We start from the raw sequence: 22161 nt of genomic DNA, 5'->3' as shown, positions 1-22161 counted from the left end.
GAATTTAAGTGATTTTAAAAATGAGTGAGTTGCCAATTTTAGCCAAGCTTTCAGAGAGAACCGCGATGCCTTTTTTAGCACAAGTAGAGCAAAGTTTATTAAAGGGTGGCTTAGCCCTAGATGGGTTACAGAGTTATTTAAACACCATACATCAACATAAAGTCGATTTTTCCGATCTCTATTTCCAAGGCAGTCGCCACGAATCTTGGGTGCTCGAAGATGGCATTATTAAAGATGGTAGCTTCCATATCGAACGTGGTGTCGGTGTGCGTGCCATCAGCGGCGAGAAAACGGGTTTTGCCTATGCCGATGATATTACGCCAGCGGCTTTAAGCGCTGCGGCCGAGGCGGCGCGCGGTATTGCTGGGGCGGGTGAGCAGGCCAAGGTGCAGGCTTTCAAACGTCAACAAGCCTTGGCACTGTACGATAGTCTCGACCCTATCGCCGCCATGGAAGAAGTGAAAAAAATCAACCTGCTGAAAGAGGCCGATGCCTATATCCGCAGCCTCGACAGCCGCATTATCCAAGTGGTGATTAGCCTAGCGGGCGTGCATGAAGAAATTCTGGTTGCCGCCAGTGACGGTACTTTGGCCGCCGATATTCGCCCGTTAGTGCGCTTTAATTGCAGCGTTATTTTAGAAGAAAATGGCAAGCGTGAGCGTGGCAGCGCCGGTGGCGGTGGTCGTCACGATTACAGCGTGTTTATGGTGACGGATGAAACCGGTTTACCTATGTGTTTTGCCTTCGCCCGTGAAGCGGTGCGTCAGGCGCAAGTCAACCTCAATGCCATCGATGCGCCAGCCGGAGAGATGCCTGTGGTGCTCGGTAATGGTTGGCCGGGTGTGTTACTGCACGAGGCCGTAGGTCATGGTCTGGAAGGTGACTTTAACCGCAAGGGCAGCAGCGCCTTTAGTGGCATGGTCGGCGAGCAAGTGGCTTCGAAGCTCGTGACTGTGGTGGACGATGGCACGCTTGCGAATCGCCGTGGCTCACTGAGCATTGATGATGAAGGCGTACAAACCCAGAGAACCGTGTTAATCGAAGACGGTATTCTTAAAGGCTATATGCAGGATAAATTAAATGCGCGCCTGATGGGTGTGGCGCCGACGGGGAATGGTCGCCGTGAATCCTATGCGCATCTGCCTATGCCTCGCATGACCAACACTTATATGACAGCGGGCGAGTCAGATCCGAGCGAGATCATCAAGTCGGTGAAGAAGGGCATTTATGCGCCTAACTTTGGTGGCGGTCAGGTGGATATCACCTCGGGCAAGTTTGTGTTCTCCGCTTCTGAAGCCTATCTGATTGAAAATGGTGAAGTGACTCAAGCAATTAAGGGCGCTACCCTGATTGGTAATGGCCCAGAAGCCATGAGCCAGATTTCCATGGTGGGTAACGACATGGCGCTAGATAAGGGCGTTGGTGTGTGTGGTAAGGATGGTCAAAGCGTGCCTGTGGGTGTCGGTCAACCGACCCTCAAACTTGACCGTTTAACCGTCGGGGGCACGGCATAACCCGCTTGTTTACTGTCTAGGCTGCACTTAAGGCGGTGGGTTCTAGCCGCCTTCCATGATGGATGTTATCATTTGCAAAGGAAATTAGAGTAACTACTCTAGAGGTGTTAATGAAACTATCACGTTTGGCATGGCTGTGTTTATTGCCTTTGCCCTCGCTATTGCCGTTAGCGGCTAGTGCCCAGCCCAGTAGCTTTACTGAGGCTTGGCAGCAAGTGCTTAAGGTGAGCGATAAACTCCAGGCCCAATCCCAAGAGGTTAATCGCGCCAAGGGCGAGCAAGAGGCAGGAGAGAGTTTAAATCTGCCGTCCCTCAGCCTGAATGGCAGTTATACCCACCTCGAAAAACCAATTGAATTAGATTTAAGGGATCTCAATCCCTTAGCCTCGCTTGACCCCGCGACTTTGCCACCTGCACTCGGCGGCGCCTTGGCGAGTATTCCGGGTTCATTATTTGTCACTCCCTTTACCGAGCAAGATATTTTCCGCGCCAGCTTACAGGCTATGTGGCCGATTTATACCGGCGGCCAGATCACCGCGGCTCAAGGCATTCATGCCGCCATGGTGGCCGAGAAGCAACAGGAATTACAGTTAGCGACCCGCGACTTATTCACTCAGTTGGTCGATAGGTACTATGCCGTCGATGTGACTCAATCCCTCGTCAGCACCCAAACCGAGCTGGTGGCCTCCTTAACTAAGCACGTTGATCACGCGTTAGCGTTGGAGCGCGAAGGGCAAATCGCTAAGGTCGAGCGCCTTAATGCTCAAGTTGCCTTAGATAACGCTAAGGTCAATTTAGGCAGCGCCCGCCGCCAACATGAAATGGCTGTGATCGCCCTGTCGCGCATGTTGCAGCTGAGCGATGTCAGTACTAACTCGCCACTGTTTGTGTTACCACAGGCGCCTTCATTGGGGGATTTGACCCAAGTGACCCTGAGTCAGCATCCCGCACTTAAACTGCTCGAGGCTAAAGAGGCGCAGGCGAATGGCTTGGTTTCCTTAGAGAAAGGCAAATACCACCCAACGGTTTTCCTCTTTGGTAATTACACCTTATATGAAGATGACAGCTTGTTTTCTAAGGTGGAGCCGGACTGGATGGTCGGTGTCGGCGTAAAAGTGCCCTTGCTGAGCCGCGATGGCCGCAGCGGTAAAGTGGAAGCGGCTAAGAGTGCCTTGCTGCAAGCCCGTTACACTAAGGCGCAGACCCGCCAAGACTTAAGTTTGTTGCTCGACCAAAGCTATCGCCAGTTATTGCAGGCCGAGGAAGAGGTTAAGGCATTGAATACCTCACTCGAACTGGCCAGCGAAAACCTGCGTTTAAGGGAAATCGCCTTTAACCAAGGGCTTTCGACTTCTATCGACAGGGTCGATGCCGAATTAAAACTGAGCGCTGTTAAAACCCAGCAGCTCGGTGCCAGTTATCGCTATGTGCAAGCCTATGCCAGATTAATGGCCATCAGTGGTCAATTAGATGAATTTATCGGTCGCAGTGCCACAGGCGCTCAATCGCAGGAGACTATCAATGCGCGCTAACAGAATCCTTGCCCTAACGGCGTTGGTCGCATTAGGCCTTATCTTAGCCTATGGGCTCAAACTGGCTTACAGCCCGCAGCCGAGCTTGTTGCAGGGGCAAATTGAAGCCCGTGAATATAACGTATCCTCTAAGGTACCTGGACGGGTAGAGCAAGTGCTTGTGCGCCGTGGCGATAGCGTCAGCGAAGGTGATTTATTATTTGCCATTCATAGTCCTGAATTGGATGCCAAGTTGATGCAGGCCGAAGGCGGCCGAGATGCGGCTAAGGCGTTGCAACAGGAGGCGAATAACGGCGCCCGCACCCAAGAGGTGATGGCGGCTAAGGAACAATGGCTCAAGGCGCAAGCGGCGGCAACGCTGGCGAAAACCACTTATACCCGAGTGGAAAATCTCTTCAACGAAGGAGTCGCGGCAAGACAAAAACGCGATGAAGCCTTTACCCAATGGCAAGCGGCCAAGTACACAGAACAAGCCGCATTAGCCATGTATCAAATGGCCGAAGAAGGCGCGCGGGTCGAAACCAAAGCCGCAGCGGCGGGTAACGCTCGTATGGCCGAAGGGGCGGTGAAAGAAGTCAGCGCCATTATGGCCGACAGCCAAATGCGCGCACCTAAGTCTGGGGAAATCAGCGAAGTATTGTTGCAAGCGGGAGAGCTAGCCCCGAGCGGCTTCCCAGTGGTAAGCCTTATCGACATGCAGGACGCTTGGGCGGTATTCCAAGTGCGTGAAGATCAGCTAAAACGCTTTAAAAAGGGCGACAAACTGCCATTAACCATTCCCGCGCTAGATAAAACCGTGGAGTTCACTGTCTCTCATATCAGTGTGATGGGCGACTTTGCGACTTGGCGTTCAACCGAAAGTGGCCACGATTTTGATATGCGCACCTTCGAGGTGGAACTGCGCCCAACTGCGCCGATCCCCGATCTGCGTGTCGGTATGTCTGTGCTACTCAGTGCTGAGTAACCATTGTGGCCAAGTTACCGAGTGAGCAAACGCATTTGAGCGAGCCTAAGTCATTGAATGAGGCTCAGAATGCGGCGCAGCCTGCATCTTCAGGCATCATTGCATTAGTGCGGCGCGAGCTTAGGGCGCTATGGCGCGATCCTTGGCAACTGGCCCTTATCAGTTATATCCCGCTGCTGGGCATCTTGTGTCTCTGGTGGTTATTTAGTGCTGGGCTACCACGGCAATTACCCGTGGCGATTGTTGACCAAGACCATAGCCAGCTGAGCCGAATGTTGACCCGTCAACTCAAAGCCAACCCTGTGACTGAGCCGCGCAGTTTTACCGATCTCCCTTCGGCCGTTGCGGCCATGCAGCAGGCGCAGGTTTATGCCGTGGTGGTATTTCCCCATGATATGAAAAAGGATTTACTCACTGGCCATAAACCAACAATCGACGTGCGTTACAACAGCCAGTTTTTGCTGGTGGGTAAGCTGCTGTCGAGTCAAATTCAGTTGAGTCTAGGCGATGGACTGTTACAGGTCGCAGGCCTTAAGCAACTGATGACGGGCACGCCAAAATCCCAAGTGGCGGTGAATTTAAGCCCAGTAAAGAGCCAAACGACCGCGCTGTTTAACCGTAATAACAACTACATAGGTTTTTTAGTGCCGCCGGTATTGGTCGCGTTGTGGCAGTTATTATCTATGTTGGTGATGGCCAACAGCTTAAATCGCGAGTTGCACCTTAATGCCGCGCAGTCAGAGGATGGGATCTCCAATCGATTGACCGAGCATTTTTGGCCTAAGGTGTTGGCTAAAATCCTGCTGTTTACCCCGATATTGATGCTGCAAGGCGGGTTTATCCTCGCTTGGTTGTATCTGTATCTGGCTTTGCCTTTTGCGGGCAGTTTAGCGCTGCTGCTGTTTGCCCAGTTGATTATGTTGCTGGCGGTGTGGAGCCTAGTGTTGTTTATCTTTGTGCTGATGCGCGATAGCGCGCGGGTCATCAGTTTTTGTACTGCGCTGTTTGCGCCAGCCTTCGCCTTTATGGGGATCACTTTCCCCACCCATGAAATGCCGCAACTCGCCCAGTGGTGGCGACTCATTATGCCATCGAGCCATTATATCGAGTCCCATGTGAGCGTGGTGAGCTATGGCGCGACTTGGTCGACCTTGGCGCAGCAACTCAGTAGTTATTGGGGGTTTGTCGGTTTATTGCCGCTGATTTATTTCTTGGCGATTAAATTACTGCCGATGACGGTAAAAGCTCAGGCTGAAGCGGCGGAATACCACGCGGCGCCTCTGCCTGCCAAGGGGCAATAACATGAATTTATGGCAGTTAGTGCTGACAGAATTAAAGGCGATTGTGAGTGACAAGGCGATTGCCGTGACCCTATTCGGCGGAGTGCTGTTTTATTCTGTGCTCTATCCCTTACCTTACTTGCACCAAGTCCCAACAGAACAACAGCTTATCGTGGTGGATTTAGATCATTCCTCCCTGAGCCGTCAACTTATTCGCCATGCGGATGCCAGTGCTAAAATCCAGGTCATAGGCCAAGTCGGTTCCATCACCGAGGCGAAGCGTTTTATCGAAACCGGTAAGGCCCATGGCTTATTGGTGATCCCTGAAGGATTTCGCCGCAACTTACTGCTGGGCAAGGGCGTGACCTTAAGCTACGGCGGCGATGCCAGTTACTTCTTGATTTATTCGGCGGTGGCCGAGGGGCTTGTCAGTGCGGGGATGGATGCGGGCAAACAAGTGCAATTGATTGGGATGCTCGCGCAGGGGAAAAATCCGAAAGAAGCCGAGCAAAACCTGAATTCGCTGCACTTAAACAGCGTGCCAGCCTTTAACCCTAGTCTGGGTTATACCCCCTACGTGGTGCCTGGACTCTTCCTACTTATCCTGCATCAAACCCTGTTGATTGGGACTGGGATCTTAGGCGCGGGTCAGTGGCGCAGCCGCAGCTATTGGCAGCAGGTTTCGCCGCTGCAATTGGTCTGTGGCCGCATTCTTGCCTTTATGTTGATTTATATGGTGTTTACCAGCTTTTATGTGGGGTATTGCTACCACTGGTATAAGGTGAGTATTCAGGCGAGTCTTGGCCAAGTGGCGCTCTGGTTGCTGCCGTTTTTATTGGCGACGGCCGCGGCAGGGGTTGCGATGAGCACCCTGTTTAGCCGCCGTGACCTACCGACTCAAGTATTGCTGCTGATTTCTATGCCGATTCTGTTCGTCTCAGGCTTTGTCTGGCCGATTGCTTTAATCCCCGAGCCTTTGGTACTGGGTTCGCAGATTATCCCTGCGGTGCCTGCCATTATGGGGATGTTAGAGCTGAACCAAATGGGCGCCAGCTGGGCGAGTGTGCTGCCAAAATGGTTACAGCTTTGGGGGCTGTTTGTGCTGTTTTTTGGCCTTGCGATTTTAGGGATTAAACGTCGTGCGCGGGCATTAGCTGAACTCAGTACCTCTTAGGCGGTGCTGTTATTCGTACCGACAAAACACTGATTTTTGCGTTTGTATTAAATTTGTTATTGGATATTAGGCAGATATAGATATAATCGTCCGGCAAAAAATTAAACAGGGGCCGTTTAATTTCGAAGCAGTTGCTTCATTTTTTTATCGCATCAAAAGGAAGATGAAATGCGTAAAATTACTTTACTCTCTTTGGCCATGGGTTCTTGTCTGTTGGCCGCCTGCGCCGCTAAACCTCCCATCGTTGCACAAGAAAAAACCGTTGAAATCGATGGTATCAACCTCGTTTTTGGCGGTAGCTACGATACTGAACGCAAAAATATTTCACTGTCTGTGAATGGCGACTCAGTGATGAAAGGGACTTTCCCTCCTTACACGCCAACCCAAAACCTTAGCGGTAAATACAAGGGTTACACCATCTCTAGCCAATGCTATTTCGGTTCAGTGTTAGGCAGCCAAGGTGGCGCATTTGGCGCGATTGCTGGGGTGATCCAAGCGACGAAATCCAGCTCGGGCGATAAATGCGACATGCTGGTTAACGGTAAAATCGTCGAAAGCCTTTACTTCTAAGCATCTCACACATCGCTATCTGGCCCCTGTATCTTGTATGTGTTCCCTTGCGGATAGTTGTATCGAACTCGGTAGGCTGTTTAAAAAAAAAAGGGAGTACCCAAATAAGCGAGGTACTCCAAGAAAATAATGAGGGAGAAAATACTGTTAGAACTTGTAGTCTAAGGTGAGATAAACCTGCTGACTGTTGTTAATTTCATTGCCGTTTTCTTCATAGTCTTGGGCTAAATAACGGTAGCCAAGATCCGATGAGAAATGCTCGCTCCATTTGTATTGCACGCCCACTTGACCGCCATACACAAAATCGGTTGCCGATTTGCCTGAGACCTTGTTGTCGTTGGCGCCAATGCTGACCCCGGCGAACAGATTAACGTCTTTATGCACGGGTAACAGGTAGTCATAGGACACTAACCAGCTGTACTGTTCCTGTTTGTACTTGTCGTTGGCAAAGTTGAACTTATCTTCCATATAGCCAAACGTACCGGTAATGCGGTGGTTTTGCTCAATCAGCATACCAACGCGGGCTTGGTAGCTTAGATCTTCGGTATCTTTATTGATCACACCTTCAATTTCATCGGCTTGATAACCTAAACCCATACCTGCGAAGTAATCGATTTCGACGGCTTGAACGCTGCTACACAGTAAGGCTGCACCTGCTGCCATCATCATGGTTTTATTTAGTTTCATCATGGACTCCTAAGACTGCTAAGTCGTTTTATCAAAATAATATCGGGTTGATGGAACATACTTTACGGCAACCCCTCGGAGGGGATAAGCCCATAACAGCGTGTCTCTTTGTCTCAAAAATCGCGACAATCGGAGCTGTCTCACAGTGATAAGTACAATATTTGCGCGCTTTATTCGGGGCGAAATCGTTTCACTCCATGCCTGCCTTTATCCGCTCAGTCCAGCTTTACCGTACAGAGGACACAGATAGGCAACTTAATGCCCTTATTGGGTTGTCTTCGACGCGGTTTTGGGGGAGAATGCGCGCCGCAAAAATAACCGGGGTATTCAGTATCCCGGTTATTTTCTTTTTGAGCGTATGGGTTTTAAACCAATTGAGGCCGGTAAACATCCGGAAATGATATGAGGTTCGTTTGAACCTACTTTACTGAGGACAATTCAATGGGGCTGTTGTTTACCGGATGTTCGGTAGTTGCCGTAAATCAAGCTGTTGCGTTTGCAATTCCACCTGCTGCAAAAGGAGGTTGGATATGAGCCAACAAAATCCAGGCTTAAAGCAAAGCCTTAGTCTGTGGCAAGTGGTGGTGATGGGATTAGCCTATCTCACGCCTATGGCTGTGTTTGACACCTTTGGCATTGTCTCCGAGATCACCTCAGGCCATGTGGCCACCTCTTACCTGCTCGCGTTAGCGGGGATCCTGTTTACCGCCTTTAGCTATGGTCACTTAGTGCGTAAATATCCCTATGCGGGCTCGGCCTATACCTATGCGCAAAAAACCTTTAGTCCGAATGTCGGCTTTATGGTGGGCTGGTCATCGCTGCTCGATTATATGTTTATGCCGATGATCAATATGCTGCTGGCAAAGATTTACCTTACGGCCATGTTCCCTAACGTCGAGCCGTGGATTTTTATCTTTGGTTTAGTCGCTGTGATGACGGTATTAAACCTCAGGGGCATAGATTTAGTGGCGAATTTTAATGGCGTTATCGTATTCGCTCAGATAGCCATTATCTTAGTTTTCATTGGCTTAATGGCCCACAGTCTGTCCCTTGGCGAAGGTGAAGGTGTGATTGCCAGTGTGCGTCCATTCTATTCCGAAGAGATAAGCCTTGCGCCGCTGTTTACTGGCGCGACCATTCTGTGTTTCTCTTTCTTAGGCTTCGATGGCTTAAGTTCCTTGAGTGAAGAAACCAAGGACGCTAAGCGGGTGATCCCCCGCGCTATCGTGCTAACTGCTTTGATTGGCGGCGTGATTTTTGTCAGCGTGTCCTATTTCTTACAGCTGTTTTTCCCGGATATTTCTCGCTTCCAGCAGTTAGATGCTGTGCTGCCTGAGATTGCCCTGTATGTGGGCGGCAATTTATTCCAGTCAGTGGTGCTAGTGGCAACCACAATAGCAGTATTGGCCTCGGGCATGGCCGCCCATGCGGGCGTGGCACGTATTCTCTACGTGATGGGTCGCGACAATATGCTGCCCAATAAAGGCTTTGGCTATATTCACCCCAAATGGCGCACGCCAGCATTTAACGTGATTCTGGTGGGATTACTGGCGCTTTCGGCGGTGTCCTTCGACCTCGAAATGGCACTGGCGCTCGTTAACTTCGGCGCGCTGGTGGCCTTTACCTTTGTGAACCTGTCGGTAATAGTGCAGTTTTATATCAAAGAGAAACGCAACCAATCCTTGAAAGACCACTTTCAGTACTTCGCCTTACCCTTGTGCGGCGCGGCGACTATTGGCGTGCTGTGGATTAACCTTGAGCCTCAGTCCCTAGAGCTTGGCTTAATTTGGGCGGCTATTGGGGTCTTGTACTTGGCGCTGCGAAGCCTGCGTTTACGCAAGGCGGTAGAGTTACAGAATTAGCCAATAATTTGAGCTAGAAAGTAAAAGACCCGCCTTGGCGGGTCTTTTGGTTTTTACAGTGTCGGCACGGTAAAGCTGAGGGTGGTCTTAACTTGCTTGGGCGTAGTGGTCACGATACTGATTTGACTCCCTGCAGAGGCGGTGAAACTGAGCGGTGTGCCTAAGCCATTCTTGCCAGTGATAGTGTTGGCTACCTCAATGATATCTGGCGTACCGTTACAATCGACGCAGAGCTCGATTTGAGTCTTAGCAGGCATAATTTGTTTGGCACTGTCATGCACAAACACCACAAACTTAGACTCGCTACCTGCGGCAACGGGTTTAATATCATTAACGCTCGCGAGTAACACACCGTCTTGCTGCACACTGATATAAGCTTGCGAACCAGACATGCTTAACACCAAAGCCTTACGCACATAGGTTTTGTTGGCTTGACCTGTACCACAGAGGCTGCCTTCACATTGAGGGCCGTTAAACTTGCCATCGGCGACGGGATAGGTCTCGCGGGCGAGGTTATCGAAATAGCGCTCGCCACTGTCATAGCTGAAGTTTTCATTATCATCACGAAACGCCGTTGGTAAGTCGCTAAAACCGCTGCTGTGGAAGGTTTCCACATCCATACCATTACCGCTACAGCGTGTTGCGGCGCCATTGAATAAACAAGCGTTTGCGATAGCGCCACCATCGGCACTATCAAACTGATTGTTGCCGTTAGTGTCGAAGAAGGTTTCGTGACCCAAGGCGTAGGCCAAGATGGTAATACGGTGATCTTGAGGGCGATAATCGCTGGATGTCCAAGTCACGCTACAGGCGCCATTTTGTGTCAGACAGCTGGGGGTGATTTGGCCGCCTTCGGTGGTGAAGTTCACCGTGGTATCGTCGGGCGCTGGGTTTCCAAAACTATCGGATAGTCTGGCGGTAATAGTCGCGGTTTCACCGTTATAATCGCCCGCTTCGGGGTTAAATATTGTCGTCGAAAGACCAAAGCCAAGCTGTTGTGGCAGGCCAGTATTAACGGTTAATTGCTCAGATTGGCTAGTGATCACTTCCTTGGTATCGGCATCCACTGCGCTAGCGACCACGCGAACTGGGGTCGGCACAGTACCTGAGAGCACACGTACACTAGCAATGCCTTGGGAGTTGGTCAGGCTCTCGGCGCTGGCGCTGCCATTGGCAAAACTTAAACCGCCGACCACAGTATCTAAACTAAAACTAACCTTTTGCTGGGCTGCGGGCTGGCCATTGGCGCTGGTGACTTTAAAGCTCACCAGTGATGATTCGCTCGACCCAGTTCCGCCAGCGCCTTTAATGCGAATTTGGTTAGGTTCTGCCGCTTCAAAGCTCAGGCTAGCTAAGGTTTGACGTTGTAGCGTAAAGGGGAAGTTCGCCGTCAGCGTTTGATTACCTACCACTGTGGTCGCGACGATTTGATCGTTACGCTCGCTATTACCGCTGCAACTGGTGTCTTGGAAGGTCGAGCTGGCATTACCCGATAGCGTCGTGACAGGCGTGTCTAAGTTCGCATTATTGCTGGCGGTACAGTCAGAGCTGAAACTGATGGATGATGGCGTCTGTACGCGAGTGATAGTGCCATCGCTGGCCTCTAACACTAAGCTTGCGGTCACGCCAAAGCTGCCGCCCGCGCTGATTTTATAGCTGCCATCGGCCTGCGCCGTTAACGTACTCGCCAGTTTACCTTCGGTAAAACTGCTGCCAGTAAAGGAGCCTAATTTTAAGGTACCGGCTTCGTTAACGGCATCTTTGCTGAGCACTTCATACAAGCTGCTGCTTTGTAGCGATTGCCCTTGATAATCCACTGTTACCGTTAAGGCATTGGCGCCTAACTCGGTGGCACTAGGGGTATAACTGACTTGGGCAATACCTTGGCTATTGGTTAACGCACTGGCTGGGGTTAAGGTAGCCGACCCCGCACTAAAGGTGACCTTAGCATCGGCAATGCCGTTACTCTCGGCATCGAGGAAAATGGCTTGCAGTTGTACGGCTTCATCCACTTTAAAGCGAGTCACTACATTCGCGCCGCTTTGAATACTGGCACTCAGTTTTGGGGCGATGGAGGCACCAGTACCGTCGATAGTGCCTGTAAATTCAAAGTTGCGAGTCGCCGATAGCGCTGTGCTTGAGTCATTTGGGGTGGTGGTTGCTGTAATAGTGCCAGCATTGATAAGTAAATCTGGATTACTCACAATCACAACGGCTTCACCGTTGCTATCCGTGAGTTTGCTTTCCGGTGTTAACGTCCCAAGGTCGGTCGTAAAGTTAACTCTCTGGTTACTGACCTTAGCCGAACCTTTGTTTAACTTGGCGACAGCACAAAAACCTGCGTCTTTAGGGAAACTTTGAAGTGAGGTAAAACTGCCACATTGACTACCCGATAGGGTTTTAAAGTCGATAGACAGTTTGTAAGTACCGTCACTGGCATCTGTGCCACCGTTATCTTCGTCAGAAGGGCCGTTACAGCCCCAAAGTCCAAATAAGCCAATAGAAAGCAAAGTAAGATTGCAAAACGTGTTGCTAAATCGCATAAGCAAACATCCTTGTTGGGCTGAGTTGTTAGTCTTGGATTTCGCTGCGTAGGTATTTAAACAGCTCTTTAGATGATTTGGACTCAGGGCCTTTTGCCAACTCTTTTGTGGCTTGGCGCACTAAGGTACGCAGCTTCTGTCTGTCCAACTGTGGATAATGTTCCACTAAGGTTTGAATTTCGCTGTCGCCTTGGCTCAGTAAACGCTCGCGCATTTTCTCGAACATTTGCAGCTTAGCGGTCTCGTTGTTGTTTTTGTTCAGTACGATAGCGAGCGCGGCTTTAATCGGCTCCACATCGACGTTACGCATCAACTTACCGATATATTGCATATGGCGGCGATAGGCTTCGGTCTTCGGCTTAATCTTATGAGCTTGCTGGATGCTGTCGTATAAGTGCTCGTCCAGCTCGATTTTATCTAGCTGGGTCTTGCTGAGCGACACCAATTCCATACCGACTTTTTGAGCAGCTTCGCAGTCACGCTTGTCCTCGGTTTTGCTGACATACTCTTCGTCACTGTCATAGGGTTGTTTAAAATGCTCTGAATCACCAACAATCTTCATATAGATAAAACCTCAGTTAAATAACGGCCTAATAATAACATCTCCCGCCAAAAATCGCCTAACGAAAGCGCGTGCGCCATGGCTGAGAATGACGAAATAAGCGCGCAATAAATAATGAGAATGGCATGGGTGTTTGTTATGCTAACGCCATTGCCGACAACGAAAGAGTAGCTTTGTGTCTTTGAACAGAATCGATAGTGAATTGGCCGCGCTGAAAGATGCGGTTGCCGTGGCCCTCGAATATGCCAATAAATTAGGGACAAATGCCGCCGAAGTGGCGATCAGTAAACAACAGGGATTATCGGTTTCAACCCGCTTAAAAGAAGTGGAAACGGTTGAATTTAATAAAGATGGCGCCCTAGGGATTACGGTTTATCGTGATGGTTGCAAGGGCAGTTCATCGACTTCCGATCTCAGCCCCGAAGCCATTGCTCTGGCGGTGAAAGCGGCTGACGATATCGCCCGTTACACCTCGGCCGACCCCTTTAGCGGTTTAGCCGAGAAAGCCTTAATGGCGACCGAGATCCGCGATCTTAAGCTTTATTATCCTGAAGAGATTTCTCCCGACGAATTAGCCCAATTGGCGATTCGTGCCGAAACCGCGGCGCTCGATGCCGATCCGCGCATCAATAACTCCGATGGTGCCAGCGCAAACGCCCACACTTCGGTCAAAGTTTACGGTAATAGCCACGGCTTCTTAAACGGTTATTGCAGCTCGCGCTACAGCTTAAGTTGCAGCGTGATCGGTGAAGACAGCGACGGCAGCATGCAGCGGGATTACGATTACACTATCGCCCGTAAATTCAGTGAGATGTTATCTCCCGAATCCGTTGGCTTGAAAACCGCACAAAAGACAGTGAGTCGTTTAGGCGCGCGTAAGATTGCGACTTCGCGTTTACCTATTCTGCTTTCGCCTGAAATCGCCACAGGGCTTATCGGCCATTTAGTCGGCGCGATCAGCGGTGGCAGCTTGTACCGTAAATCCAGCTTCCTGTTGGATGCGATTCACACCCAAATCTTCCCCGATTGGTTCAACATTGAAGAGCAGCCGCATCTGCTGGGCGCGCTTGCCAGTGCCAACTACGATAGCGAAGGTGTGGCGACACAAGATAGACGCATCATCGACCGTGGTATGTTAGAAAGCTATCTGCTGACCAGCTATTCGGCGCGCAAACTAGGCTTAACCAACACAGGCCATGCGGGCGGCATCTACAACTGGACGCTGGCGCACACGGGCCAAAGTTTCGATGAGCTAGTCAAAGGCATGGGCACTGGCTTAATTGTCACTGAGGTGATGGGCCAAGGCGTGAATATGGTGACGGGGGATTATTCCCGCGGCGCTGCCGGTTTTTACGTGGAAAATGGCGAAGTGCAGTTCCCCGTCGAAGAGATCACTATCGCCGGCAATCTAAAGGATATGTTCCGTGGGATTCAGGCGGTCAGTAAGGACTTCGATTTACGTTCGTCTATCCGCACTGGCGGGATTTTATTATCCGAGATGAAGGTCGCGGGTAACTGATTGAGTTGACCCAATTGAGCCATTAAGTCTAACGGTTCGGCGTTAACGGAATGAGCTTTAAACAAAAGGGCAAATGCGTTCGCATTTGCCCTTTTTGATTTTATGTCGTTCTACTTTTTAGAAGCGATAGCTAGCACCTAATTCAAATGAGCGACCCGAGCCTGCGACTTGGCCAAAGCCACCCGTACTATCGGCCTTAAATTCGGCAAGGTTGACACCACCCAGCGGTAGTTCGTAGTAAGTATCAAACAGGTTGTTGATAGCAAAAGTTAAACTCAGCTCTTGCCATTTGATACTGCTGCTTAGATTTAACAGCGAGTAGCTGTCGGTCTCATTTTCTAAACGGCGATCATCGACCTTATCCTTAGTCGCTACCCATTGCCATGACAGGCGGTTTTCCCAATCACCCAGCTGATTGCTGAGGGCTAACTCGGTTTGTAGCGGTTTGATTTGATAAAGCGGCTCGTTACCCTCATCGCGCTCGCCACGGGTGATATCGAGCTTACCTTGCATCTGCCATTTACCGCTGTCGGTATCGGCTAATAGGTAGTTCGCACTCAACTTAGCGCCATATAAATTGGCATCTTCGTTGGTGAATTTAAGGATATTGCGTTTACCGTTGGCTAGGCCAGTACGGTTAAAACTGCCAATCACCTCGGCATCAATATAGTCGGTCACTGCGCTATACCAAGCCGTGGTCGAGAATTGCCATGCATCGCCATTAAACTTATAGGCCGCACTCAGGGTATACGCCGTTTCGGGCTTAAGATCGGGGTTGCCCACATAGCCGTTACCGTCGCCATACCAGCCAATCATTGTGGTTGCCATCACGCCACGGCCCCAGCTGTAACGCTCATACAGGTTTGGCGCGCGGTTTTTACGGGCTAAGCCAAATTCCAATTGTTGTTTGGCCGATAGCTGATAACGCGCCAACAGAGTTGCATCGATAAGGTTATCGTCTCGTCTTCTATCCATAGCATTAAAGGCTTTTGCTGCCTCGGCATCCATATTCGGCATGCCCATCATGGGCATATTGCTGTAAGCCTGCACTTCGCCCGTATCTGTGGTGACATATTCATAACGCATCCCGGCAGACAACCACCAGAGTGGCGTGAGGTTTTGCTGCCATTCGCCATAAACTGCGGCGCGGCGGCGTTCACCGTCGTTGATATTGATATAGTCATTGGGGGCCATCATAGTGCCGGGCACCGCTGGCCAAGTATCATCGAGTTGATAGCTATAAAACTCCTGACCGACGAGTAGCGTGTTGTTATCGCCCATAGGTAAGCGCCAATGCAGTTGGTAGCTGTAATCGCTGCCCTCTGTGTTCATCGGCATCTTGCCGGTTTTTTCTGGGGTGAAGAAGCCCATTTCATGCTTCACACTGTGCCAGTTTAACTGGGCGCTAAATTCACCGTCGTTGTCTAAATCTCGCAGATAGCGGACTAGGGCGCCGTAACTCTTGTTATCCGTCATATCCATGTATTGGTTCAGAAAACCTTGGAACGGGATAGCCTGGTGCGTTAGCTTAATCGCTAGTTGTTGTGTGTCATCGCGCCATGCCGCCGTTAACGCATGGTTTTGAGCGCGATAGAGGGTATCGAGCACTTTATCGCCGTGACCATCCTGGTAACTATTGGCATCTTCATAGGCGCCTTGATAGCTGAGACTTAAGTCCTTACTGGCAATCCCAGCTTTAGCACCGAGTAAGAAGGCATCGCTGGTGCTGCGGTATCCCGATGAGATTTCGCCGCTTTCGAAGCTGAGGTTGTCGCTGTCGCTAAATTTAGGATTAAGGCTATTAACCTTAATCACGCCGGCGATATTGTCGCCGCCCGCACTGACGGGGGACACGCCCGCGACCACTTCTACCGAGCTGATTTGATTAGCGGAAACGTAGGAAAGTGGTGGGGTCATTTGGTTGGCACAGGAGGTGGTGATATCCGCGCCATCGACTAACACTTTAATGCGATCGCCCATCATGCCATTGAGTACGGGCAAGGCGGAAACGCCGCCCGCTTCGGAGAAATCGACGCCTTGGTCTTTCAGCAAGGCATCGGCCGAGCCTAAGGTGTTACGGCCAATACTTTGCTCGCCATGGACTTGAATACGTTCAATTTGAGTCTGATTTGTCTCGTCGGCCATGGCCTGTGAGGCAACCGAAGCGCCTAATGCTAAGGTCAGCGCGCTGGCGATTGCGGAGCATTTAAAGCTGTGGGGGATAGTTGAAGGGTGTGCAGCCATCGTTTTGTCTTCCATTCACTCGGATAAATTGCGCTGCATTATAAAGATCATCGAAGTGTGACAGGTGCGGCATATTGTCGCAGAGCTTATAAAGACAAAGCTGAAATAACGGCTCTAAGTGCTAGCTAGCGCCAAGATAAGGATAAAAAGCGGCGCGGTTTAACACGCTTTTGGATTAACCGAAGTGATTAAAGTAAATACGTTGGGTTTCCCCTTCGGCATCCATGGCGGCGAGTGCCTTAGCAAACTCATAGGCCTTCGAATCTTCGGCGAGTCTGTTGGGGCTGTTATCTGGGCTGACGGGTAAGTCTGCACGGTAGTTTGGGTTATGTTGCCCGCGAAAATGGCGGCTTTTTTTCGAAAACCCCAGATACATGGCCTGAGGCTGCTGACAGCAATTAGGGTGCAGCTTAAATTGGCTCATGTCTCGCTGTTTAAGGTAGTAGCTGATGGTGGCCTGATCGTAGATAAAAAAATCCCCTTGGCTGGCAAGCAGGTAATCTAGGGCCTTAGGCACATCGAGTTCGGGCGGTTTACGTACCGACATGGTCTCGGGCAAGCCGTTAAAGTCGTAGCTGCCGGGGGCGATTAATAGTGTCATCCCACTCTGGGACAACTGCTCTAACGAACTGATATTGGCGGCTCCCGCACGGCTAATGCCGATAGCGCGCTCCGATAGGCCATTAGGGATAAAATAGGCAAATTGGGCGCGCTCTTCACTAAAACTCAGGCCTGGATAAAAGTCGATATTACCGAGTTTTAGATCCCGCAAAATCCGCATCTTAGGCGCCCGCGTGATCCTGAGTTTGCAACCAATCCGTTCGGCGGCGGCTTGATAGATGTCGTGGTAAAACCCTTGGTTATTTGGGTCGTGCTCGATAAAGGGAAGGCGCTCACTGGTGCGATACCCCATGGTAATGATGCACTCAGAGCTTGAAAAAGCCTGCGCTAGGCTGGGGAAGAAGCTGAGTAACAAGAAAACGAGGCTAAGCAAAGGCCGATAAATAACTGCAAACTGCAAAATGATCTCCTTATCCCGTGATTACAAAGGGTAATCTTGCCGCCAATGGGCGAGCTAAAAGTACAACTAAGGTGAAGGCTTGTTAGCCTAATGTATTATTTTTATTGAATTAATCTATCATACTTTTTGATAATAAAAAGAGAGATTCTTTGCACTACTGCACAAACTCTGTACATCCTGTCATATTGCGCTATAGTGTCGCCGCAGGTCGGGTGAGGTGCATTTGGCCTGTAAATATTAACTGAGGAGTTCCTATGGCAAAGCTTAAAGAGACTAGCGTGCTCGAACATGAAAATGGTCGCGGCACTATTACCGACAACGCACTCAAGGCAGTGGTGACAAGTTCACTGTTTAGAATGCGAACCGAAAAGCCGAAAAAGGGCAAAGGATCTTATAACCGTAAAGCAGCAAACCGAAAGGGGTATCAGCACAGGGGCGATACCCCTTTCGACTTTATGGGAGTTTGCCTTGCTGGAGCTTAGTGTAGGCCCCTTAACTTTACTCGCGCTGATTTGTTCTCCCTTAGCTCTGCTCGATTTCTCTTTGATGCTTATCCTGTAAACCTCTTAACGCGTCATTCCTGAATTTAATCCTCGACTGATTAGCTCTGCCATTTACTGCCGATATCCTTCAATGCCTATCACTAGGTCGGTAACGATTGCCCATAAAAAAGCGAGCCCTTGACTATTAGTATTAATATCAAGGACTCGCTATTTATGTTTTTAATCCGGCTAATCGACTGCTGAGGGCAAGCGCTTATGTAGCACGCTTAAGCCGAGTGCTTAGGCCTCAATATCATCTTCTGCATCGGCGTCGACTAACTCAGCCCACAGATCGTGCTCGTCCGAGTGAGTGATCACGGCGCGAACTAACATGCCGGGTTCGAGTTCGGTTTCACCGTTGATAAAGACCATGCCATCGATTTCAGGAGCATCGGCGAAGCTGCGGCCAATGGCGCCTTCTTCGTCTACGTCATCGATCAGAATATCCATAGTGCGGCCAACGAAACGAGCTAAACGCTCGGCGCTGATCTCGGCTTGGACTTCCATAAATCTGTGGTATCTGTCTTCCTTCACGTCTTCGCTGATAAGTTCAGCGATTGTGTTGGCTACAGCGCCTTCCACTTCTGAGTACTTGAAGCAGCCTACGCGGTCGAGACGCGCTTCACGCAGGAAGTCGAGCAGCATTTCGAAGTCTTCTTCGGTTTCGCCAGGGAAGCCCACGATAAAGGTTGAGCGGATAACCAAATCTGGGCAGATTTCGCGCCAGCGTTGGATGGCTTCTAACTGACGGTCAACACGGCCTGGACGCTTCATCATTTTCAGGATGCGAGGGCTGGCGTGCTGCATTGGAATGTCTAGGTAAGGCAGGATTAAACCTTCGGCCATTAATGGGATCAGATCGTCAACCCATGGGTATGGGTAGATGTAGTGTAAACGTACCCAAGCGCCCATCTTGCCCAATTGGCGGGCAAGGCTAGTGATGTCTTGCTTCACAGGCATACCGTTCCAGAAATCGGTACGGCCGCCCTTGTCTTTACCGTAGGCAGAGGTGTCTTGGCTAACGACTAAAATTTCTTGTACGCCTGATTCAACCAAACGCTTGGCTTCATCTAATACGCTACCCGCTGGGCGGCTGTCTAAATCACCACGCAGTGCAGGGATGATGCAGAAGGTACAACGGTTATCACAACCTTCTGAAATCTTTAAGTAAGCGTAATGCTTAGGCGTTAACTTAACCCCAGTTTGTGGGATTAACGAGGTAAATGGGTTGTGCTCTGGTTTTGGCACGTACTTGTGTACATGCTTTAACACGGCTTCGTAGCTGTGTGGACCGGTGATTTCGAGCACGTCTGGGTGCACTTCACGGATTTGGTTTTCCTTGGCGCCTAAACAGCCGGTCACGATCACTTTGCCGTTTTCTTCTAGGGCTTCGCGCACCGCATCTAAGGATTCTTCAACCGCCGCATCGATAAAGCCACAGGTGTTGACGATAACCAGATCGGCATTGTCGTAGCTGTTGGTGACTTCATAGCCGTCGATGCGTAATTGGGTCAGAATGCGCTCTGAGTCCACTAGGTTTTTTGGGCAACCCAAAGACACGAAACCGATGCGATTCCCGGTAGCACTTTCGGCATTAGCTAAGTCAGCACTCGCTGCTTCTAATGTCTTGGCTGGGGTCTCAAGCGTGGTTGTTTGCTTAGGATTAAAAGTTTCAACTGTCATGGTGTCTCGCTGATGCTGATAAAAGAGCGCCGTAAAAAGAGCGCGGATTATACCTGAAGTGATTAAAAGGTACAGTGTCTTTGGGTGAAAAGTGTACAGCCAAGAGGGCGTTTCTACCAGTTGTGGCGCGGTAGAGTCCGCGGCTCTGTTATCCCGCCGCATTTCATCTTGGGCGAATGGCTTTAAGGTTTGAATGGCGCAGTGCACTGCCGCTCGGCGCCGATTTAAAAAATTTTCAAAAAAATTAACCCTTTTTATTTTTGCCCGCGTTTATAGGGGTAGTTTGCATGATGCGTGGCTATCGCAACGGACGACAAATCGGGCTGTTACATATTGGTACAGTGAGTCGTACTTTTAGCCGATAGCCGCCGCGTCAGAACCACGGCAGTCTCGCCTTAAATGATTTAGTTGGAGTTAACAATGAAGCATTCTCTTTTAGCTGTATTAATGGCTGGTGGTCTTTTTTCTGGCGTATTTACCGCGAAGGCGATGGCCGCCGACGTGGATTTTCCCCATGTCGAAACCATGGGCGTGAGCCAAATTCAGGTTGAGCCGGATATGGCAGAGCTTAATGTCGAAGTAGCCGTTACTGAGAAAGAGGCCAAGGCCGCCAAGGATAATTCGGATGTCGCAGTGGCGAAATTTATCGCCCGTTTAACCGCCGCGGGTATTACCAAGGAGCAAATCCAAAGCGCTAACTTAAATCTGCAACCGCAATATGTGTATGCCCAAGATAAGGCGCCCGAGCTGAGTGGTTATACCGCGAGTCGTCAAATCACAGTCACTATTAGTGATTTAGCCCGCTTAAATACCATTCTGGACTCCGCCTTAGAGGAGGGGATTAACAGGGTTAACAATATCGCCCTTAAGTCGAGCAAAGAGGCCGAGTATGTGGCCAAGGCGCGCCAATCGGCGATTGTCGATGCAAAACAAAAAGCCGAAAGCTTAGCCAAGGGATTTGGGGAGAACTTAGGTAAGGTATGGCAAATTCGTTATTACGATCAACGCCCAGTGCAGCCCGTAATGTTACGTATGAATGCTAAGGCCGATGCCATGGGAGCCGCCGAAAGCTATCAATATGGTCAAGTCACTATCGAAGACAGAGTCGAAGTGGTTTATAAACTCAAATAAAACCGCAATGTGGGTATGACTCTCTATCGCAATGGGCTGCTCAACTGAGCAGCCCATTTTTATATGCTTGGCCGTAAAGGCATATTCCACTTAGCGAACCGAATTGAAGAAAACACCTGCCCCATCTTTATCCTAGTGGACTGTTTATTGAATAAAATGAATTCACGCGTCTTGTACTCGTATCTAGGGCGGAATTGCGTGTATCGGTTCTTAGCCAACTGATATATCATGCGCCACCCTTAATTGCCTATGGCTCCTGTTTGCCGCTATGTCTTCTAACGCGCTTTATACCGATCTCTCCGGTTATTACGATCTCATGTGCTCCGATATCAACTATCAACAACAGAGTGCGAGTATCCATCGATTGCATCAGTTCTTAGGCAATAATGGCAAGCAACACCTCGATCTAGCCTGCGGCACAGGCCCGCATGTGCGGCACTTTATCGACCTTGGCTATCAGTGCCGTGGTCTGGATATTAATCAACCCATGCTCGATATGGCCATGCGCCGCTGCCCTGAGGCGCAGTTTAATCTACAGGATATGACCGCCTTTTATCTCGAGCAGCCAGTCGATTTAATTACCTGTTTTTTATATTCCATCCATTACAGTGCGGGCATCGAGCGCCTTAAGAGTTGTATTGCCAGCGTGTACCGCGCCCTGAATGACGGCGGGATATTTTGTTTTAACTCGGTTGATAAGCACCGCATCGATAACCGCTTATCGATTAAGCATTTTGCCGAGTTTGAGGGGCACCATTTTGCCTTTGAATCTGGCTGGCATTACAGTGGTCAAGGCGAAAACCAGTCATTAAATCTGAGTATTGCAAAGAGTTTGCAACCTTTTACTCAACAGGTTGATGTTGACGCCGATGCTGATACATCTGTGCATCAGACTGAGTTATGGCAAGACCAACACACTATGGTCGCCACCAGTTTTGCGGAGCTGCAAGCCTTACTCGCGCCATATTTTGAAGTGCATATCTTTGAACACGATTATGAAAAAATCGTCCCATGGGATTTAAGCTCAGGTAATGCGCTGTTTGTCTGTGTGAAGATTTAACCTTGGGTTGAAGGTGTTACAACTTTCTTACTTTCATCAGTCTTCTTTAGCTTATTTAGACTGTTGATGGTTTCTTTATAAAATCAAAACCAAAGTCAAAGTCAAAGTCGTGGGGCTTCACCCCACACCCGACCAAAAGGGGAAAAGCGCCTGTTCCCCTTTTGGATATCCCCCGGCGTCCCCAACGGAGTTGAAAGCCCCTTGGGCATTAAGCGTTCTTATGCTATCGCGTCAGACGCTCGTCCCTGATTCGACTGACGCTATCTCGGCATC

The 22161-nt window shown here is 49.9% G+C and carries 17 protein-coding genes; 11 read left to right on the top strand and 6 right to left on the bottom strand.

Features of this window, described 5'->3' with window-relative positions; genetic code table 11:
* The first annotated feature begins 65 nt into the window (after positions 1–65).
* From tldD to K0H59_RS18380, 6 genes are all read left to right on the top strand, one after another.
* Positions 66–1514, top strand: coding sequence for a metalloprotease TldD (gene tldD / locus K0H59_RS18405; RefSeq protein ID WP_041408898.1), 1449 nt, complete (start codon positions 66–68; stop codon positions 1512–1514).
* A 110-nt stretch (positions 1515–1624) separates the two neighbouring features.
* A complete protein-coding gene (locus K0H59_RS18400; RefSeq protein WP_220053974.1) occupies positions 1625–3046 on the top strand; it encodes a TolC family protein in 1422 nt (473 codons plus the stop codon).
* Entirely contained in the window at positions 3036–4010 is a 975-nt protein-coding gene (locus K0H59_RS18395) for an HlyD family secretion protein (protein ID WP_055648022.1), read from the top strand. The genes K0H59_RS18400 and K0H59_RS18395 overlap by 11 nt, the downstream gene beginning before the upstream one ends.
* A 53-nt stretch (positions 4011–4063) precedes the next feature.
* Complete coding sequence (locus tag K0H59_RS18390) at positions 4064–5311, top strand: ABC transporter permease (RefSeq protein ID WP_220055637.1); 1248 nt, start codon at positions 4064–4066, stop codon at positions 5309–5311.
* A 1-nt stretch (position 5312) separates the two neighbouring features.
* Positions 5313–6464, top strand: a complete 1152-nt coding sequence (locus tag K0H59_RS18385) for an ABC transporter permease (protein WP_220053973.1) — start codon at positions 5313–5315, stop codon at positions 6462–6464.
* 168 nt (positions 6465–6632) lie between these two features.
* Positions 6633–7034 (top strand): hypothetical protein, encoded by a 402-nt coding sequence (locus tag K0H59_RS18380; RefSeq protein WP_220053972.1) that lies wholly within the window; start codon positions 6633–6635, stop codon positions 7032–7034.
* A gap of 147 nt (positions 7035–7181) precedes the next feature.
* Here the strand turns inward: K0H59_RS18380 and K0H59_RS18375 are convergent, their stop codons facing one another.
* Positions 7182–7721 carry a porin family protein gene (locus K0H59_RS18375; protein WP_220053971.1) on the bottom strand — a complete coding sequence of 180 codons (540 nt, stop codon included), beginning with the start codon at positions 7719–7721 and terminating at the stop codon, positions 7182–7184.
* 530 nt (positions 7722–8251) lie between these two features.
* Between K0H59_RS18375 and K0H59_RS18370 the strand changes: the two genes are divergently transcribed.
* A complete protein-coding gene (locus K0H59_RS18370; protein ID WP_220053970.1) occupies positions 8252–9583 on the top strand; it encodes an APC family permease in 1332 nt (443 codons plus the stop codon).
* 53 nt (positions 9584–9636) lie between these two features.
* On the opposite strand, the gene K0H59_RS18365 is transcribed toward K0H59_RS18370, so the two are convergent.
* Positions 9637–12126, bottom strand: a complete 2490-nt coding sequence (locus K0H59_RS18365; RefSeq protein ID WP_220053969.1) for an Ig-like domain-containing protein — start codon at positions 12124–12126, stop codon at positions 9637–9639.
* Positions 12127–12154: 28 nt separating this feature from the next.
* Positions 12155–12688 (bottom strand): ribosome biogenesis factor YjgA, encoded by a 534-nt coding sequence (gene yjgA, locus K0H59_RS18360; RefSeq protein ID WP_011625015.1) that lies wholly within the window; start codon positions 12686–12688, stop codon positions 12155–12157.
* A gap of 175 nt (positions 12689–12863) precedes the next feature.
* On the opposite strand from yjgA, the gene pmbA reads away from it, so the two are divergent.
* Positions 12864–14207 (top strand): metalloprotease PmbA, encoded by a 1344-nt coding sequence (pmbA, locus tag K0H59_RS18355; protein ID WP_220053968.1) that lies wholly within the window; start codon positions 12864–12866, stop codon positions 14205–14207.
* 117 nt (positions 14208–14324) lie between these two features.
* Here the strand turns inward: pmbA and K0H59_RS18350 are convergent, their stop codons facing one another.
* Together K0H59_RS18350 and K0H59_RS18345 are read right to left on the bottom strand one after the other, a co-directional pair.
* Positions 14325–16466: a TonB-dependent siderophore receptor gene (locus tag K0H59_RS18350; RefSeq protein ID WP_220053967.1), complete on the bottom strand. Its 2142-nt coding sequence runs from the start codon at positions 16464–16466 to the stop codon at positions 14325–14327.
* Between the two features lie 160 nt (positions 16467–16626).
* The gene (locus K0H59_RS18345; RefSeq protein ID WP_408733583.1) at positions 16627–17445 is read right to left on the bottom strand and encodes a substrate-binding periplasmic protein; all 819 of its coding nucleotides are present in this window, start codon (positions 17443–17445) and stop codon (positions 16627–16629) included.
* 281 nt (positions 17446–17726) lie between these two features.
* Here K0H59_RS18345 and K0H59_RS18340 point away from each other — a divergent pair, with 281 nt between their 5' ends.
* A complete protein-coding gene (locus tag K0H59_RS18340; protein WP_086902221.1) occupies positions 17727–17954 on the top strand; it encodes a ribosome alternative rescue factor ArfA in 228 nt (75 codons plus the stop codon).
* Between the two features lie 300 nt (positions 17955–18254).
* On the opposite strand, the gene rimO is transcribed toward K0H59_RS18340, so the two are convergent.
* A complete protein-coding gene (rimO, locus tag K0H59_RS18335; protein WP_011718402.1) occupies positions 18255–19697 on the bottom strand; it encodes a 30S ribosomal protein S12 methylthiotransferase RimO in 1443 nt (480 codons plus the stop codon).
* A gap of 420 nt (positions 19698–20117) precedes the next feature.
* Here rimO and K0H59_RS18330 point away from each other — a divergent pair, with 420 nt between their 5' ends.
* Positions 20118–20828, top strand: a complete 711-nt coding sequence (locus tag K0H59_RS18330; protein WP_220053966.1) for an oxidative stress defense protein — start codon at positions 20118–20120, stop codon at positions 20826–20828.
* Between the two features lie 268 nt (positions 20829–21096).
* The gene (locus K0H59_RS18325; protein WP_220053965.1) at positions 21097–21888 is read left to right on the top strand and encodes a class I SAM-dependent methyltransferase; all 792 of its coding nucleotides are present in this window, start codon (positions 21097–21099) and stop codon (positions 21886–21888) included.
* Positions 21889–22161 lie beyond the last annotated feature (273 nt).

This window comes from Shewanella sp. FJAT-51649, assembly GCF_019457435.1.
GTDB classification, from domain to species: domain Bacteria; phylum Pseudomonadota; class Gammaproteobacteria; order Enterobacterales; family Shewanellaceae; genus Shewanella; species Shewanella mangrovisoli.
This window is presented reverse-complemented; position numbering and strand designations above follow the sequence as displayed.

What these genes read in the sequence shown, in the direction of transcription:
- K0H59_RS18330 (WP_220053966.1), top strand. Translation starts at nt 20,118, where the DNA reads ATGAAGCATTCTCTTTTAGCTGTATTAATGGCTGGTGGTCTTTTTTCT.
- K0H59_RS18380 (WP_220053972.1), top strand. Translation starts at nt 6,633, where the DNA reads ATGCGTAAAATTACTTTACTCTCTTTGGCCATGGGTTCTTGTCTGTTG.
- K0H59_RS18365 (WP_220053969.1), bottom strand. Translation starts at nt 12,126, where the DNA reads ATGCGATTTAGCAACACGTTTTGCAATCTTACTTTGCTTTCTATTGGC.
- K0H59_RS18375 (WP_220053971.1), bottom strand. Translation starts at nt 7,721, where the DNA reads ATGAAACTAAATAAAACCATGATGATGGCAGCAGGTGCAGCCTTACTG.
- K0H59_RS18370 (WP_220053970.1), top strand. Translation starts at nt 8,252, where the DNA reads ATGAGCCAACAAAATCCAGGCTTAAAGCAAAGCCTTAGTCTGTGGCAA.
- K0H59_RS18325 (WP_220053965.1), top strand. Translation starts at nt 21,097, where the DNA reads ATGTCTTCTAACGCGCTTTATACCGATCTCTCCGGTTATTACGATCTC.
- K0H59_RS18350 (WP_220053967.1), bottom strand. Translation starts at nt 16,466, where the DNA reads ATGGAAGACAAAACGATGGCTGCACACCCTTCAACTATCCCCCACAGC.
- yjgA (WP_011625015.1), bottom strand. Translation starts at nt 12,688, where the DNA reads ATGAAGATTGTTGGTGATTCAGAGCATTTTAAACAACCCTATGACAGT.
- tldD (WP_041408898.1), top strand. Translation starts at nt 66, where the DNA reads ATGCCTTTTTTAGCACAAGTAGAGCAAAGTTTATTAAAGGGTGGCTTA.
- K0H59_RS18385 (WP_220053973.1), top strand. Translation starts at nt 5,313, where the DNA reads ATGAATTTATGGCAGTTAGTGCTGACAGAATTAAAGGCGATTGTGAGT.
- K0H59_RS18395 (WP_055648022.1), top strand. Translation starts at nt 3,036, where the DNA reads ATGCGCGCTAACAGAATCCTTGCCCTAACGGCGTTGGTCGCATTAGGC.
- K0H59_RS18340 (WP_086902221.1), top strand. Translation starts at nt 17,727, where the DNA reads ATGGCAAAGCTTAAAGAGACTAGCGTGCTCGAACATGAAAATGGTCGC.
- K0H59_RS18400 (WP_220053974.1), top strand. Translation starts at nt 1,625, where the DNA reads ATGAAACTATCACGTTTGGCATGGCTGTGTTTATTGCCTTTGCCCTCG.
- rimO (WP_011718402.1), bottom strand. Translation starts at nt 19,697, where the DNA reads ATGACAGTTGAAACTTTTAATCCTAAGCAAACAACCACGCTTGAGACC.